The following is a 15,420-nucleotide window of genomic DNA, read 5'->3' on the forward strand; positions in this document are numbered from 1 at the left end:
CGACGATCGGAGCAGGCGATGGCGCCCACCTCCCGCGCCCGCAGCACCGCCTCGCGCGTCTTCGTCGTGCTGCTCGTCGCGGCCGTCGTGATCGGCGCTCTCGTGGCGGTCTTCCTCGTCGCCGAGGCGCAGCGATCGATCCGTGCCGAGGCCGAGCGGGTGACGGCGGCCACAGCAGTCGCGTTCGCCTCCTCCCCACTCGTCGTCGACGGTCTGCGTTCGAGCGAACACGCCGCGGCCACCCGGGAGCTCGAGCCCTACTCGTTGGAAGTGATCGCCGGCGCCGGGCTCGACTTCATCACCGTCATGACCCTGGACGGCACGCGGATCACCCACCCCGACGACGACCAGATCGGCGGGATCTACCTCGGCACGATCCCCTCGACATCCCGGACGCTGACGGAGGAGTTCACCGGGACCCTCGGTCCCTCGATCCGGACGATCGCGCCGGTCACGACGCCGGACGGAGACCTGATCGGCTGGGTCGCCGCCGGGGTGACGACCGAGTCAATCACGGACACCCTGATCCGCCGCCTGCCTCTCACTCTCGGCATCACGATCGGGCTCATCGCACTCGGCGTCGGTCTGGCAGTCATCGCCCGGCGTGTGACCCGACGCATCGCCGGCGACCTCCCTCCCGGCCAGCTCCGCGACGCGGTGTCGTCGTACGAGTCGATCCGCACGCTGGGCGAGGCTCTGCGCGCGCAGACGCACGAGCACGGGAACCGGATGCACGCCGCGGTCGCGCTGCTCGAGCTCGGGCGCCGCGACGAGGCGATCGAGATCCTCACGGAGACGTCACGACAGAGCCAGTCGCTCGTGGATCAGGTGACCGCGCGGGGTCACGGCGATCCCGCCGTCGGTGCCCTCCTCCTCGGCAAGGCCTCGCAGGCCAAGGAGCGCGGCATCGACTGGCGGGTGCACATCGAGCCCGATACGCCCCGCACACCGCTGTCGCCCGTCGACGCCGTCTCCGTGCTGGGCAACCTCGTGGACAACGCCATGGACGCCGCCGCCGACTCCGACTCCGAAGATCGGTGGGTGCGGGTGTCGCTGCATCCGAGTGACGACGGCGGAATCGTGCTCGAGGTGTCGGACAGTGGTCCCGGCGTACCACCACTCCTCCAGGAGCGGATCTTCGATCAGGGCTACTCCACGAAGCCCGCCGATGGGAACGGCCGCGGTATCGGACTGGCGCTCGTGCGCTCCGTGGTCACGAGTGCCGGCGGTTCGGTGACGGTGAGTGACGACCCCACGATGTTCCGCGTCGTCCTCCCCCGCGCTCAGTCTCGGAGGCCGCCGACATGATCCGTACGCTGATCGTCGACGACGATGCCCTGACCCTCGAACTGCACCGGGACTACGTGGCCCGGCTCGATGGATTCACCGTCGCCGGGGAATGCAGCAGTGCCCGCGCAGCGGTGCACGCCGTGCTGAAGAACCCCGGTGCCGACGCGTTCGACCTCGTTCTCCTCGACATCACCATGCCGGACGGCTCCGGGATCGATGTGCTGCGCAGCCTTCGTGCGCGCGCCGCCGCCACGGATGTGATCGCGATCACCGGCGTGCGCGATGCCGAGAGCGTCCGACAGATGGCGGCGCTCGGAGTGCACCAGTACCTCGTCAAGCCGTTCCCGTTCTCGGTGTTCCGAGAGCGCATGGAGCAGTATCGCGTTCATCGGGAGCAGGCGCGGTCGACCAGGGGCCAGGCCACGCAGGCGGAGATCGACGCGCTGCTCGGCCGTGCGACCGGAGCGATCCCGCTGCCCAAAGGTCTGTCCGCGAGCTCGCTGAACGACGTTTCGATGGCACTGCGCGCGAACGGACCGCTGTCCGCGCGCGAAGCCGCCGATCGCCTCGGGCTCTCGCGGGTCGCGACCCGGCGCTACCTGGAGCATCTGACCGCCGAGGGGGTCGCGCTCCGCACCGCACGTCGCGGCGCACGAGGTCGCCCCGAAACCGAGTATGCCTGGAGACAGGGAGCGGACGGAGGAGAGGAGGGGGGATGAACGCGCCGCGCGCCCTTCTCGGGCGTGCGGCGCGTTTCGACGGTCAAGGGGAAGCGGATCACTCCCCCGCGAGGCCCCCGAGCATGTGCCCGAAGGAGCGTCCTTCGCCCAGGTACGTCGCCGGGTCGTAGGGGTCCGCGACCGTGGCCGCTTCCTTCCGCGCGATCGTGTCCGCGAGTTCCCGTGCGCCCTTCTCGACGCGCTTCGCGAGCGGGGCGACGTCGTCACCCGAGTCACCCCAGTCGCTCGACGCCGCGAACACGCCCGTCGAGACGGTATCGGCGTGCAGGTAGGCGAACAGCGGACGGATCGCGTAGTCGATCGCCAGCGAGTGCCGCGCGGTTCCCGCGTTCGCGCCGATCAGGACCGGCTTCCCGGTGAGCGCATCCGGGTCCAGCACGTCGATGAACGACTTGAACAGTCCCGAGTAGCTCGTGGAGAAGATCGGTGTGACGGCGATGAGCGCGTCGGCGGAGACCACCGTGTTGATCGCGGTTTCGAGCGCCTGCGGTGCGAACCCCGTGAGCATGTTGTTCGTGATGTCGTGCGCATAGTCGCGCAGCTCGATCACGTCGACGGTGGCCGCGATGTCGCGCTCCGCGAGGGCCTTCACGGTCTCGGCGGCCAGTCGATCCGCGAGCATCCTGGTCGACGACGGGTTGGAGAGCCCTGCCGCGACGACGGCGATACGACGCGTGGTCATGTCAGGCCTCCTTCCGGCCGAGCCCGAATGCTGCACCGGCGGGTGCCGGGCTGTCCTGGTACGGCGAGTCGCCGGTGAGGTTGTCACCGCGGTTCGCGCCGGGGCGGGCCTGACGGGTCGGCCCGTCACCGAACTCCGCGGCCACGCGTGCGGCGTGGGTCGGTGCGTCGGGGACGGAGGACGGGCGGTCTTTCGCCAGCTCCTTGCGCAGCACCGGCACGACCTCGGAGCCGAGGATGTCGAGCTGCTCCAGCACCGTCTTCAGCGGGAGTCCCGCGTGGTCGATGAGGAAGAGCTGGCGCTGGTAGTCGCCGTAGTGCTCGCGCATGCCGGCGTAGCGATCGATGACCTGCTGCGGCGAACCCACCGTCAGCGGCGTCATCTCGGTGAAGTCCTCCATGCTCGGACCGTGACCGTACACCGGCGCGTTGTCGAAGTACGGACGGAACTGGTTCACCGCGTCCTGCGACTTGGCCGCCATGAACACCTGACCGCCGAGGCCGACGATCGCCTGCTCCCTGGTGCCGTGACCGTAGTGCTCGAAGCGCTGGCGGTACAGCTCGATGAGGCGCTGGTAGTGCTCCTTCGGCCAGAAGATGTTGTTCGCGAAGAACCCGTCGCCGTAGTAGGCGGCCTGCTCCGCGATCTCCGGGGTCCGGATGGAGCCGTGCCACACGAAGGGGGCGATGCCGTCGAGAGGTCGCGGCGTCGAGGTGAAGCCCTGCAGCGGGGTGCGGAACTTCCCTTCCCAGTCGACGACGTCCTCACGCCACAGCTTGTGCAGCAGCGCGTAGTTCTCGATCGCGAGCGGGAGACCCTGGCGGATGTCCTGCCCGAACCAGGGGTACACGGGTCCGGTGTTGCCGCGGCCGAGCATGAGGTCCATGCGCCCGTCGGACACGTGCTGCAGCATCGCGTACTCCTCGGCGATGCGCACGGGGTCGTTCGTGGTGATGAGCGTCGTCGAGGTCGAGACGATGAGGCGCTCGGTCTGCGCGGCCAGTGCCGCCAGGAAAGTGGTGGGGCTGGACGACCAGAAAGGCGGGTTGTGGTGCTCACCGATCGCGAAGACGTCGAGTCCGACCTCTTCGGCGTGCACGGCGATCGCCGTGGTCGCCTTGATGCGCTCCTGCTCGCTGGGGGTGATGCCCGTGGTGGAATCGCGGGTGATGTCGCTGACCGACATGATGCCGAACTGCATCGCCTGCGCGCCTGACTGCTCGCTCATGATTGCTCCGTGTTCTCCGAACCGGATGACTCGCACCCGTTTCTATTCATTTGAATGTATATGTGTCAACGCGCTCACAGCAACTTTATTCCCGGGCTGTAGCCTCGAAAGATGAGCAGTACCGGGGCGGACATCGCAGGGCCCACCACAGGATCTCTCCCGCGAAAGCGACGGCGCGTGCCGTTCTGGGACAACGCGCGGTACATCTGCATCGTCCTCGTCGTGCTCGGGCATGCGATCCAGCGACTCATCTACGACTCGGACATCGCTTTCGCCTTCTACCTGGCGCTGTACGCGTTCCACATGCCGGCGTTCGCGATCATCTCCGGCTACTTCTCCAAGTCGGGCACTCCCACCAAGACGCAGATGGCGCGAGTGATCACCGACATCATCCTCCCCTACGTGATCTTCGAGACGCTGTGGACCCTCACCAAGTGGCTCGTCGAGGGTGAGGCGACACCGAACTTCACGAAGCCGAGCTGGACCCTGTGGTTCCTGCTCGCGCTCGGAATCTTCCGACTGGTGCTCCCCTATCTCGCGCTGCTCCGCTGGCCGCTGCTGTGGACCGTCGTGATCTCGATCGGCTCCGGCTACCTCCCCAACGTCGACAGCACGTTCTCGCTGTCCCGCACTCTCGGGCTCCTGCCGTTCTTCGCGCTCGGCTGGTGGCTGCGCGAGCACGACATCGTCGATCGGCTCCGACTGCTCGACTTCCGCCCCTGGTGGATCCGGGTGGCGGCAGTGGCGGTCTTCGCGGGGGTCGGCTGGGCCGCCTGGAACTGGCTGCCGCTCTGGCAGGCCGTGGATCTGCGCCACTGGCTGTTCTACGAGGACTCCTACTCCGACCTGGTCGGCGAGCAGTGGTGGGCCGGTGCGATCCGTATCGCCCTGATGCTGCTGGCGGTCTTGCTGTGCGCCGCCTTCTTCGCCCTGATCCCGCGCGGTTCGTACTGGTGGACCACGTTCGGCCAGTACACGATGTATGTTTACCTCCTCCACTCGTTCGTGCTCTACCCGTTCCGCGAGACCGGCGTGCTGCGCGACCTCGAGCCCACATGGATCTGGTTGCCGCTGGTGACGGCGCTCTCCGTGGTCGTCGCGCTGCTCCTGGCCACCAAACCCGTGCGTCGGGTGTTCCGACCCCTGGTCGAGCCGCGTCCGCGCTGGCTCTTCACCGACCCGGCCCTCACGTCACGCGAAGGACGTCGAAACGATCCGACCGGATCCCGACGACCGCGGACCGACCCGCGATGACCGTCGCCGAGGCCGTCCGCGACCGCATCGTCGAGGCGGTCGCGGCTGCGGGCTTCGACGCGCACGGACTCCACGTCCGAATCGGAGCCGATGAGGCGGAGCACCGCTGGACGCCCGATGTGCGCGAGGACGTGCACTCGGTCGCCAAGGGCGTGTGCGTGCTCGCGGCCGCGATCGCCGCCGATGAGGGCGCGATCTCCTTCGATATGCCCGTGACCGTCTACCTGCCCGACTTCGAGCTCGGCGAGGGCGTCGAACAGGTCACCCTGCGTCATCTGCTCACGATGTCGAGCGGCATCGACCTTCCCTGGTCCGAGACGCTCATGACGGACTGGCCGGACCTCGCCCGCGAGTTCCTGCGTCGGCCATCGCGCGGACGCGTGTTCCAGTACTCGAACGCCAGCACCTACACCGCCATGACGGCGCTCTCCGCGCGGGTCGGCGATGTGGGCGACTACCTGGATGCCCGACTCTTCCGCGCGCTCGGCATCGATGATGTGGAGTGGGCGCGCAGCCCGAACGGACGCATCGAAGCGGGTGGCGGACTTGCGCTGCGAACGATCGAGATGGCGCGGATCGGTCTGCTGATCCGCGACCGCGGACGGTGGCAGGGCATGCAGCTGGCGTCGTCGGGATGGATCGACGCCATGCACGAGAACGGGGTCGTCGCCGGCCCGAACCCCGGCTACGACCGCTACGCCCTCGCCGGCTGGGGTGGCCCCGGCCGCGGATGGCGGCTGCACGGCGCGCACGGCCAGCTGCTGATCTTCCTCGACGACGCGGTCGTGACCATCACCGCTGCCGATCACTTCGGTGCGGACGAGATGGCTGCCACGGTGGTCGACATCCTCGAGACCGCCCGACGCGTGGTCTGAGCCCGCTCAGGCGAACAGCTGCGCGCCCACGTAGGACCCCGGGGTCGCACCCCTCGGCACGGCCCAGATCCCCGAGCCGACGTGGCGGATGTATTCGTTCATCAGGTCGGTCGACAGCCGCCGCTGCAGCGAGATGAACTGCGCGGGGTCACGCTGATACGACAGGAAGAAGAGTCCGGCGTCGAGGCGTCCGAGCTCGTTGTTGCCGTCGACGTAGTTATAGCCGCGACGCAGGATCCGCACACCGTCGTTCTGCTCGGGATGCGCCAGGCTCACGTGGCTGTTGGCGTCGATGGCCTTGCCGTGGAAGTCGGGCGCCGTGAACTCGTCCCCTCCCGAGAGGGGCGCGCCCTCCCCCTTGTCCCGGCCGATGATCGCATCCTGCTCCGACAACCGCACACGGTCCCACGTCTCGATCAGCATCGCGATCTTGCGCGCGACGAGGTACGAGCCTCCGGCGAGCCAGGCGGGCTCGTCCTGCTCGGACACCCAGACGTGGTCCGCGAGCGCCTCGGTGTCGTCGGCGAGGATGTTGGCGGTGCCGTCCTTGAAGCCGAAGAGGTTCCGGGGCGTCGCCTGCGCGGCGGTCGTGCGCGACGTCTTGCCGAATCCCAGCTGCGACCAGCGCAGGCGGGCGCGGCCGAAGGCGATGCGGCTGAGGTTGCGGATCGCGTGCACCGCGACCTGCGGGTCATCGGCGCAGGCCTGGATGCAGAGATCTCCGTGGGACGCCTGCGGGTCGAGATCGTCGCCGAGGAACGCCGGGAGGCGTTCGAGGCCGGCCGGGCGCTGCGCGGCGATGCCGTAGCGGTCGCCGTCTTCGTTCTCGAAGAGGCCGGGTCCGAACCCGAAGGTGATCGTGAGGCCGGCCGCGGGGAGCCCCAATGCCTCGCCGGTGTCATCCGGCGGTGCCTCCGCCGGTCCGCCGACCGCTCCGCTCGCGCTGACCTCCAGCCCCTGCGACATGCGGGACGCGGCGTATGACCAGTCCTGCAAAAGGGAGATCAGGTCATCGCGGTCGCTGCGTGGCATCATGTCGAAGCTCGCGAAGTGCAGATGATCCTGCACCGGTGTGGTGATGCCCGCCTGGTGCGCACCGAAGAACTCGTAGGCGGAATGCGCGTCCTCCGCTGCGCGCGCACGTCCCAGCGCCACACCCCCGGCGAGGCCCGCGCCGGCGCCGACCGCAAGCCCTGCCACGCCACCGCCGATGGCGAGGCCGAGGAGTCCGCGTCTGCTCAGCCCGCCCGGAGCGGAGACGTCACCCGTCGATGAGGTTTCGGGCGAGGCCCCCGCTTCTGGTTCGTTCACGTCCGTGATGGTATCCGTTCGATTCCGCTCGACGCTGATCAGTCGAGGACGGTGCTGGTGAGCTGCGAGAGCGGCTCGGCCAGCGCGTTGATCAGGTCGGTGAACTCGCGCTTGTCGTCCTCGGTCAGCTGTGCGTAGGCGACGAAGCCGTCGGACAGCGAACCGTGGGCGGCGAGGGACTCCTCGAGGGTTGCGTAGCCGCCCTCGATCTCGTCGACGAGGGCCTCACCGTCGTCGCCCTGAGCCGCAGCGAAGTCCTGCACGAGGGAGAACGCCATCTTCGAGCCTTCGACGTTCGCCGCGAAGTCGTAGAGGTCCGTGCCCGACCACCAGTCCTCCTCGCCCGAGATCTTTCCGGTGGCGACCTCGTCGAGCAGCGCGATGGAGCCGTTCGAGATGCCTCCGATGCCCTGATCGTCGAGAGCCGTCGTGAAGTCGTCGGAGTGCACGTAGTCGTAGAGCTCCTGCACGTCGGCGAGCAGCAGGTCGCCGAAGTCGGCCCGCTCTGCCGGCGTCGACGGAGTCCAGTCCTGCCAGGCCGGGGTCTCGCCGTCGGCGTTCAGCGCGTCCTGCGCCGGCACCCACAGGTCCTTCTCGATGCGGTGGAAGCCCGTCCAATCCAGGCCCTCAGCAACGGCGTCGACCTCGCGATAGTCGATGCGCGGGTCGAGATCCCCGAGCGCCTCGGCGACCGGCTCGATGCGCTCGTAGAACGCGCGGGTCAGCGGGAACTGCGCGCGGGCGGTCTCGTCGTCGCCCGACTCGTAGGCTGCGACGAACTCCTCGACGGCCGGGACGAGCTGACCGACCTGGTCCTTGACGAACGCGGCGTAGAGATCGACCGCCTGCTGCTTCTGCTCGGCATCGGGCCCGTCGACCGCGACGCGATCGCCGGTGACGGTGAAGGCCGCCTTGCCGACGCCGTCGCCGAGCATCCCGGGCTTGCACAGCGTGAAGTAGTCGCCGGGCTGTGCGACGACCGTCAGAGTGCGGGACGCTGCCGGCGCGATGTTCTCGACCTCGCCGACGATGCGCAGACCGTCCTCGGCCAGCAGATAGAACTCCGAGACCTGGTCCGTGTCGTTCTTGACGTCGAAGGTCAGCGTCCCGCTCTTCGCGGTGGCCGCCGACACGGCGCAGTCGCCGGCGGTCGACGAGACGTCGAAGGCGGCGTCGGCGGCGACGTCGCTCTTCGCGACGCAACCGCTCAGGACGAGTGCTACGGCGCCCGCGGCGGCCAATGCCCCCAGGACACGGTGAGAGGTGGTCATGCTGCTCCTTGTGGTGAGAGAGAGGTCGTGTCGGATTCGGGTTCGGCCGAAGCGCGAGGCTTCGGCGTACGGCGCGAGCGGAGACCGCGGACGTACAGCGAACCGACGATGAGGATGTAGAGAGTCCAGGCGGAGACCTGCAACCAGGTCATCGCGGGCATGAAGCCGACCGTGGCCTGCAGCACCGCGGCCAGCGGACCGCTCGGGGCGATGGCCGACGACACATCGAACGCCCAACCGAACGGGAAAGCCGCCCACCCGATCGCGACCGCCCCGGTCGTGGGATCGAGCGGCGCCGCGGCCGTGAACGGGCCCGGCAGGGCGCCCGCCTCCTGCAGATCCATCAGCGCATAGGCGAGCACGCCGGCGGCGACGATGACCAGGAAGCCGCCGGTCCACGCGAAGAAGCGGCGGAGATCGAGCTTCACGGCTCCGCGGGAGATGAGCCAGCCGATGATCACGGCGGCGGCGAGTCCGAGCAGAGCGCCGAGCAGAGCGGACGGCGCATCGCCGAACGCCTGCACCATCGACCACAGAAGGAGTGTCGTCTCGATGCCCTCCCGCGCGACGGACACGAAGCCGATTGCGACGAGCGCCCAGAGGCCGCCGACCGTGAGCGCGCGATCGAGGCCGCCCTCGAGCGTCGCCTTCATGGTGCGTCCGGCACGCTGCATCCAGAAGATCATCCACGTGACCATCGCGACGGCGAGCAGCGAGAGCCCGCCGCCGATCAGCTCCTGCGCCTTGAAAGTGAGCTCGTAGGCGCCGAAGGTGAGCACTGCGCCGATACCGAGTGCGAGGGCGATCGCGAGGCCGACGCCCGCCCACATCTTCGGCAGGGCGTCCTTCCGGCCGAGGCGGCGGAGGTAGGCGACGAGGATGCCGACGACGAGCGCGGCTTCCAGGCCTTCACGGAGGCCGATGAGAAAAGTGGCGAGCACGGAGACGATTTCTGTTGCGACGACTGAGGTAAGGCAGCCCTTACCTACGAGACTCTAGCATTGCAGCGGAGTCTTGCCGGAACACTGTCGCCACCGGCAGACGAGGCCCCGGCGGTAACGCGGCGCAACAGTGGCCCTCCCGCTCGGAAAGCCGACATACCCTCGGTCCATGGCTGAACTCTCGCTCCCGATCCTCGACCTGTCCCAGCTCGACGAAGGCCCGGACGCTGCGGCTCGTTTCCGCGACGATCTCCGGGCGGCGACGCACGACGTCGGCTTCTTCTATCTCACGGGCACGGGCATCTCCCCCGAGCTGGAAGCACGGCTGCACCGTGCTGCCCTCGACTTCTTCGCCCTCCCGGAGGAGGACAAGCTCGCGATCGAGAACGTGAACAGCCCGCACTTCCGCGGCTATACCCGCATCGGCGGAGAGCGCACCCAGGGTCAGGTGGACTGGCGCGAGCAGATCGACATCGGGCCCGAGCGCGAACCCGTGGACGGCGGCCCCGCGTTCAACCGCCTCATCGGCCCGAATCTGTGGCCGGCGGCGCAGCCGGAACTGCAGGAGATCGTCACCGAATGGCACGAGACGCTGTCCGACGTCGCCCGGCGGTTGCTGCGGGAATGGGCGCAGACGCTCGGAGCCGACGAGACCTACTTCGACGATCACTTCGGTGAGCCCTCGACACTGATCAAGATCGTCCGCTACCCGGGAACACACGAGCCCGAGCCCCAGCAGGGCGTCGGCGCGCACAAGGACTCGGGCGTCCTCACGCTCCTCTGGGTCGAACCGGGCAAGGGCGGCCTGCAGGTCGAGCGCGACGGAGCCTGGGTCGACGCTCCCCCGGTGCCCGGTGCCTTCGTCGTGAACATCGGCGAGCTGCTCGAGTACGCCACCGGCGGCTACCTCAAGGCGACGAACCACCGGGTCGTGTCACCGAAGGCCCCGAACGACCGGATCTCGATCCCGTTCTTCTTCAACCCCGCCCTCGACAAGCGCCTCCCGCTGATCGAGCTTCCGCCCGAGCTGGCGGCCGAGGCGAACGGCGTCACGAAGGACCCGAGCAACCCGATCCACGCGCTCTACGGCGAGAACGCCCTCAAGTCACGCCTGCGCGCCCACCCCGACGTCGCGGCGATCCACCACGCGGACCTCGTGGATGCCACCGCCTGAGCCCACGCTCACAGGGCCTGCCCACCTCCGAGGGCGACGATCTCACGTAGCGCCTGGAGGTGTGCGGCGAAGGCGTCGCGCCCCGTCTTGGTCGAACGCACCCACGTGCGCGAGCGGCCACCGACGTTCGCCTTGCGCGCGAACACGTAGTCGGCAGCCTGCAGGTGCGTGATGGCCTTGCTCAGGGGTGAGTCACCGCACTGGAGGACATCCCGAAGCGTCGCGAAGTCGAGTTCCATCCCATCCCCCAGCGCCGCCATGAGGGAGAACCGGATGGGCGAGGCGAAATTATCATCCAGCTGGGTGCGTGGGTGAGGCCTGGAGGCCGGCTCAGCCACGGCTCGCCCGGCCGGGGACGAAGGACACGAGGGCGAAGAGCAGGATCACGACGACACCTCCGAGAACACCCGCGAGCCCCCGGTTCCCGAAGGACTCGCCCGCGAGAGTGAGCCCGACGGGGACGCACGCCGCGACGAAGAACATCGCCACATGCGGCCAACGCCAGGCGGCTCCGATGGCCGGGAGCCCCAGCGGGGTGTTGAAGGCCACGATCCACGCGAGGAGCGTCATCATCACCAGCAACGAGATCACGCTCCGGAGGACATCGTCGGGGGATCCCGCCAGCATGGTGAGTACGCCGACAGTGATACCGACAAGCACGGTTCCCCACCGCAGGGGCGCCGGCAGCGGGACCCGAGCAGGACGCGGACGACGCGGGTCCCGTGACGCGCGAAGGAGCTGCACCGCCCCGTGGCCGCCGATGCCCAGCAGGACCATACCGGCGGGGATCAGCACCGTACCGGCGGGGAGCGCGGTGTCCAACGCCACGAGTCCGAACACCACGAGGGCAGCGGCCAGCAGCACCCCTCCACCCAGGATGACCGGCCACCGCGAGCGAGTCATGCGCCACTGCATCCCGTTGCACTGAGCCATGCCGCTCGCGAGCTGCCCCCACACCAGGAAGGTGAACAGGATCGCCTGCGAGGCGATCACGTCGTCGTTCCGGAGGACGAGCGCGAATGCGACGAGGTACGCCGCAGTGACCGCCGCATTGAGGATCTGGAGCCAGGCGAGCGCGCGTCGGTCGATCGCGCGGTCGCGGCGCCCCGCCACCGCGTCAGCGGCAGCCAGATACTGCTGCGCGAGATCGGCATCCGGCGGGACGAGCGCGTCCTGACCGGGGATGGACTTCTGCTCCACGATGGACCTCCCTGACTTTCCATCCGGAAAGTTCACTACTTTCCTATCGGAAAGCGAGGGAGGGGTCAACCCGTCGTCACCAGTCGAGTGCCTGCGCGAGGGCTTCGATGATGGGTTCGCGCCCCTGATCGATGTGCGCATAGGCCTGCGCCGCCGCCACCTCGCCGCGCCCGGCGACGATGGCGTCGAGCAGTTGCCGGTGCTCCACCGCGTGCTCCTGCTCCCGTGTGGCGTGCGTGATGCCGAAGATCCACTGCATCCGGCCGAGCATGGGCCGCAGACTGCGTTCGAGGATGCGGTTGCCGGAGAGACGGACGATCTCGAGGTGGAACCCGAGGTTGGACTCCCCCAGCTCGGCCGTGTCCCCCGGCGCGAGCGCACGCTCGAGGAGTTCGCGCAACCGATCCGTACTCGCCGCTCCCGAGTGGACACGTTGCGCCGCATGCCGCGTCGCATAGGGCTCGATGCACAGCCGCGCGTCGTACAGCTCCTCGACGTCGGCCCTCGTCACCGGCGTGACACTCGCCCCCTTGTTGCGTGTCGTGACGACGAACCCGTCCGTCTCCAGCCGCTGGAGCGCCTGCCGGACGGGCACACGGGACACCTCGAACCGCTCCGACAGATCCCGCTCCTTCAGCCAGGACCCCGGGGTGAGCTCTCCGACGATGATCCGGCGCAGCACACCGCGATAGACCCGCTCGGCGAGGGCGGATCCGTCGGTGATCAGGCTGTCGGAACTCATCGCGGAACCTCTCGGGGCATCAGGCATGACGGGGGAAGACCGGAGGGAAGAGTTCGTCGGTCGTTCCGCTCCGATGGTCGCGCCCAGTGTAGGCGTTCCGCATCTGCCCGAAGAGGATCTGCGTATCGTCGCGGATCGCGTCGAGGTCGATTCCGTCGATCTTCCCGTCACGCATGACGACCCGGCCGGCGACCATCGTCAGGCACGCATCGCGCGCCGTGCCGTTCAGCACGAGTGTGCGCAGCGGGTCGTCGATGGCGCCCATCCGCACGTCGTCCAGCCGGAACGCCGTCAGATCAGCCTGGGCACCGACGGCGATCTTGCCGAGGTCCGGGCGATGGAGCGCCTTCGCCCCGCCGAGCGTCGCCGCATCGACGTATCCGGCGAGGTCGCCGGCAGCGAGACTGCCGTTCTGCACCTTCGCGACCGACACCCCGGTGTCGATGCCCCGGATGAGATCGGGCGGGAACGAATCCGTACCGAGGGCGATGTTCACCCCGGCATCGCGATAACGCTGGAACGTCTCGAGTTCGGAGCCGTAGCGGGCATTGGTCAGCGGGCAGTGCACGATCGACACCCCCGCGTCGACCAGACGTGCGAGGTCGCCGCGGTCTTCCCCGTGCACCCGCGGGTTCACGTCGAGGAACACGCCGTGCGGCACGATGAGGCGATCGTTCAGAAGGCCCGCCCTCTCGATGAGCTCTAGTGGAGTGCAGCCGTGGGCATCGAGGATGAGCTCGCGCTCGACCTCCCCCTGCAGCGCGTGCAGCCGGACGATCGCTCCGCGCTCCGCCGCCGCCGCCCCCGTCGCCGCGAGTAGCTCGGGAGTCAGCGTCTCGATGCGGCAGGGCAGGAAGACGGGCGTGAGCAGCGGCTCGCCGCGCGCGGCCAGCTCGTCATGGAACCGGATGGCGTCGGCGAGCCCGACCTCACCCTCCTCCGGCGCGAACCGCACCCGGCGTTCACCCGACGCCGTCACGACGTTCACGCCCGAGCGGTAGGAGGGACCGAGGAATCCGCGCAGCCCGAGAGCGCGCGAGAACGCCGCCATCCGGTGAAGGTCGCCCGCCGATTCGGCCCAGACCGAATGCACCTCCGAGGCGATCGGCATGTAGGAGGTGATGCCGTGCAGCGCGAGCTGCACCAGCGCGATCTCCCGGATCCGTGCACGCTCATCCTCGTCGAAGACATGCCGCCGACGGTCGAAGTAGTCCTCCGACCACTGCAGTCGGGCCGCCTGCTCACGAGTACCCCAAGCGTCCAAGATCAAGTGGTCGATGTCGGTGAGCGCGTCCAGGTCGATGAGCCCGGGCATCAGCAGGCTCTCCCCGAGTTCCAGGCGCTCATCGACGCCCGAGGGAGCCTGGTCAGCCGGGCCGGCGAAGACGATCAGGTCGTCCTCGACGACCACGGCCCCCTGCCGGAGTTCCCGGTGGGAGGTGCCGTCGAACACCAGCACGTGGTCGGCGGTGAGAAGTGTGCGCATGAGAGCCCCGATGATCTGAGATGCGATTTGGTATCCAAAAACTATCTCACGCGCTTCTGCTCTTCAAGATGTCCCCCCACAAGTACGCAGAAATCACACCGCTCTGGAATTTGGTATCCCAACCTCGTTCCCGCTGGTATACAATTCTGAGCACCCGTTCCCCGGCCCATCAAGGAAGATCGTGACCGACACCCAGACGCTGACCCCGAAGACGGAGGCGCTGCCCACCGCGCCGCCGAAGATCGCGACCGGACGCTCGCTCCTCGGGACGGCGTGGCTGCGCATCCGCCGCAGCCCCATCGCCCTCGTCTCCTTCGGGGTCGTCGTGGCGATCGTGCTCTTCGCCCTCCTCGCCCCCGTGCTGGTCGCGATCGAGGGGCAGGATCCGTTCACCACGAACACCGGCCCTGAGGTCCTCGACAACTTCAACACCCCCGGCCTGCCGCTCCCCGCCTACATGTACCCGTCCGTGGAGCACTGGCTCGGCGTCGAACCGGGACTCGGACGCGACATCTTCGCCCGCATCGCCTACGGGGCTCAGGTCTCGTTGCTGATCGCCCTGCTCTCGACGCTGGTCTCGGTCGTCCTGGGAACCGTGCTCGGGGCTGCGGCCGGCTACTTCGGCGGCAAGGTCGACATGGTCATCAGCCGCATCATCGACCTCTTCCTCGCCTTCCCGCACCTGCTCCTGGTGCTCTCGCTCACCCCGATCCTGCAATCCCGGCTGCGCGACACGCCCCTCGGCCAGGGCAGCTTCGTCCCCATCGCCTCCCTCGTGCTGATCCTCGGGTTCTTCGGCTGGGCGTACCTGGCCAGAGTCGTGCGCGGCCAGGTGCTCAGCATCCGCGAGCAGGAGTACATCGAGGCGGCGAAGTCCTACGGGGCCTCGCACCGGACCATCATCTTCCGTCAGGTCATCCCGAACGTGCTCGGGGTCGTCCTCGTCTACGCGACCATGATGATCCCCGCGAACATCTCCGCCGAAGCCGCACTGTCGTTCCTCGGCGTCGGCGTGAAGGACCCGACGCCGTCCTGGGGGCAGATGCTCAACGCCGCTCAGGCGGGCAACTGGTACCTCAGCGACCCCTGGTTCCTCATCGTGCCCGGCACCGCGCTCATCATCACCGTGCTCGCCTTCAACCTGCTCGGCGACGCCGTGCGCGACGCGCTCGATCCCAAGGCCTCCCGCAGCTGACCTTCCCTCCCCCGAACACCCGACCCCCATC

At 68.5% G+C, this 15,420-nt stretch carries 15 protein-coding genes; 6 read left to right on the forward strand and 9 right to left on the reverse strand.

Annotated features, from left to right (window positions below):
• The first annotated feature begins 18 nt into the window (after positions 1-18).
• Positions 19-1,308 carry an ATP-binding protein gene (locus tag ACCO44_RS14055; protein WP_372467005.1) on the forward strand — a complete coding sequence of 430 codons (1,290 nt, stop codon included), beginning with the start codon at positions 19-21 and terminating at the stop codon, positions 1,306-1,308.
• Positions 1,305-2,009 (forward strand): response regulator, encoded by a 705-nt coding sequence (locus ACCO44_RS14060; protein ID WP_372467006.1) that lies wholly within the window; start codon positions 1,305-1,307, stop codon positions 2,007-2,009. Before ACCO44_RS14055 ends, ACCO44_RS14060 begins: the two co-directional genes overlap by 4 nt.
• A gap of 58 nt (positions 2,010-2,067) precedes the next feature.
• On the opposite strand, the gene ACCO44_RS14065 is transcribed toward ACCO44_RS14060, so the two are convergent.
• Together ACCO44_RS14065 and ACCO44_RS14070 are read right to left on the reverse strand one after the other, a co-directional pair.
• Complete coding sequence (locus tag ACCO44_RS14065) at positions 2,068-2,712, reverse strand: FMN reductase (protein WP_029263629.1); 645 nt, start codon at positions 2,710-2,712, stop codon at positions 2,068-2,070.
• A 1-nt stretch (position 2,713) separates the two neighbouring features.
• The gene (locus tag ACCO44_RS14070) at positions 2,714-3,940 is read right to left on the reverse strand and encodes an LLM class flavin-dependent oxidoreductase (RefSeq protein WP_372467007.1); all 1,227 of its coding nucleotides are present in this window, start codon (positions 3,938-3,940) and stop codon (positions 2,714-2,716) included.
• A gap of 111 nt (positions 3,941-4,051) precedes the next feature.
• On the opposite strand from ACCO44_RS14070, the gene ACCO44_RS14075 reads away from it, so the two are divergent.
• Positions 4,052-5,194, forward strand: coding sequence for an acyltransferase family protein (locus tag ACCO44_RS14075; protein WP_372467008.1), 1,143 nt, complete (start codon positions 4,052-4,054; stop codon positions 5,192-5,194).
• Entirely contained in the window at positions 5,191-6,069 is an 879-nt protein-coding gene (locus ACCO44_RS14080) for a serine hydrolase domain-containing protein (protein ID WP_372467010.1), read from the forward strand. The genes ACCO44_RS14075 and ACCO44_RS14080 overlap by 4 nt, the downstream gene beginning before the upstream one ends.
• A gap of 6 nt (positions 6,070-6,075) precedes the next feature.
• Here ACCO44_RS14080 and efeB read toward each other — a convergent pair whose 3' ends face one another.
• The 3 genes from efeB to efeU are packed head-to-tail and all read right to left on the reverse strand — an operon-like array spanning position 6,076 to position 9,592.
• Complete coding sequence (gene efeB / locus ACCO44_RS14085) at positions 6,076-7,380, reverse strand: iron uptake transporter deferrochelatase/peroxidase subunit (RefSeq protein WP_372467011.1); 1,305 nt, start codon at positions 7,378-7,380, stop codon at positions 6,076-6,078.
• 38 nt (positions 7,381-7,418) lie between these two features.
• Positions 7,419-8,651, reverse strand: coding sequence for an iron uptake system protein EfeO (gene efeO / locus ACCO44_RS14090; RefSeq protein WP_372467012.1), 1,233 nt, complete (start codon positions 8,649-8,651; stop codon positions 7,419-7,421).
• A complete protein-coding gene (efeU, locus tag ACCO44_RS14095; protein ID WP_029263635.1) occupies positions 8,648-9,592 on the reverse strand; it encodes an iron uptake transporter permease EfeU in 945 nt (314 codons plus the stop codon). The genes efeO and efeU overlap by 4 nt, the downstream gene beginning before the upstream one ends.
• Positions 9,593-9,761: 169 nt before the next feature.
• Here efeU and ACCO44_RS14100 point away from each other — a divergent pair, with 169 nt between their 5' ends.
• The gene (locus ACCO44_RS14100) at positions 9,762-10,766 is read left to right on the forward strand and encodes an isopenicillin N synthase family oxygenase (protein WP_105709777.1); all 1,005 of its coding nucleotides are present in this window, start codon (positions 9,762-9,764) and stop codon (positions 10,764-10,766) included.
• A gap of 8 nt (positions 10,767-10,774) precedes the next feature.
• On the opposite strand, the gene ACCO44_RS14105 is transcribed toward ACCO44_RS14100, so the two are convergent.
• The 4 genes from ACCO44_RS14105 to ACCO44_RS14120 form a co-directional block, all read right to left on the reverse strand.
• The gene (locus tag ACCO44_RS14105; RefSeq protein ID WP_029263637.1) at positions 10,775-11,104 is read right to left on the reverse strand and encodes a transcriptional regulator; all 330 of its coding nucleotides are present in this window, start codon (positions 11,102-11,104) and stop codon (positions 10,775-10,777) included.
• Positions 11,097-11,966 carry a hypothetical protein gene (locus ACCO44_RS14110; protein WP_372467014.1) on the reverse strand — a complete coding sequence of 290 codons (870 nt, stop codon included), beginning with the start codon at positions 11,964-11,966 and terminating at the stop codon, positions 11,097-11,099. The genes ACCO44_RS14105 and ACCO44_RS14110 overlap by 8 nt, the downstream gene beginning before the upstream one ends.
• A gap of 76 nt (positions 11,967-12,042) precedes the next feature.
• On the reverse strand, positions 12,043-12,708 hold the full coding sequence (locus ACCO44_RS14115; RefSeq protein ID WP_372467016.1) for a GntR family transcriptional regulator: 666 nt from the start codon (positions 12,706-12,708) through the stop codon (positions 12,043-12,045).
• A gap of 19 nt (positions 12,709-12,727) precedes the next feature.
• Complete coding sequence (locus ACCO44_RS14120; protein WP_372467017.1) at positions 12,728-14,194, reverse strand: chlorohydrolase family protein; 1,467 nt, start codon at positions 14,192-14,194, stop codon at positions 12,728-12,730.
• Between the two features lie 181 nt (positions 14,195-14,375).
• On the opposite strand from ACCO44_RS14120, the gene ACCO44_RS14125 reads away from it, so the two are divergent.
• Positions 14,376-15,389, forward strand: coding sequence for an ABC transporter permease (locus tag ACCO44_RS14125; protein WP_231481743.1), 1,014 nt, complete (start codon positions 14,376-14,378; stop codon positions 15,387-15,389).
• Positions 15,390-15,420: the final 31 nt, after the last annotated feature.

The organism is Microbacterium maritypicum (assembly GCF_041529975.1).
Taxonomy (GTDB): Bacteria; Actinomycetota; Actinomycetes; order Actinomycetales; family Microbacteriaceae; genus Microbacterium.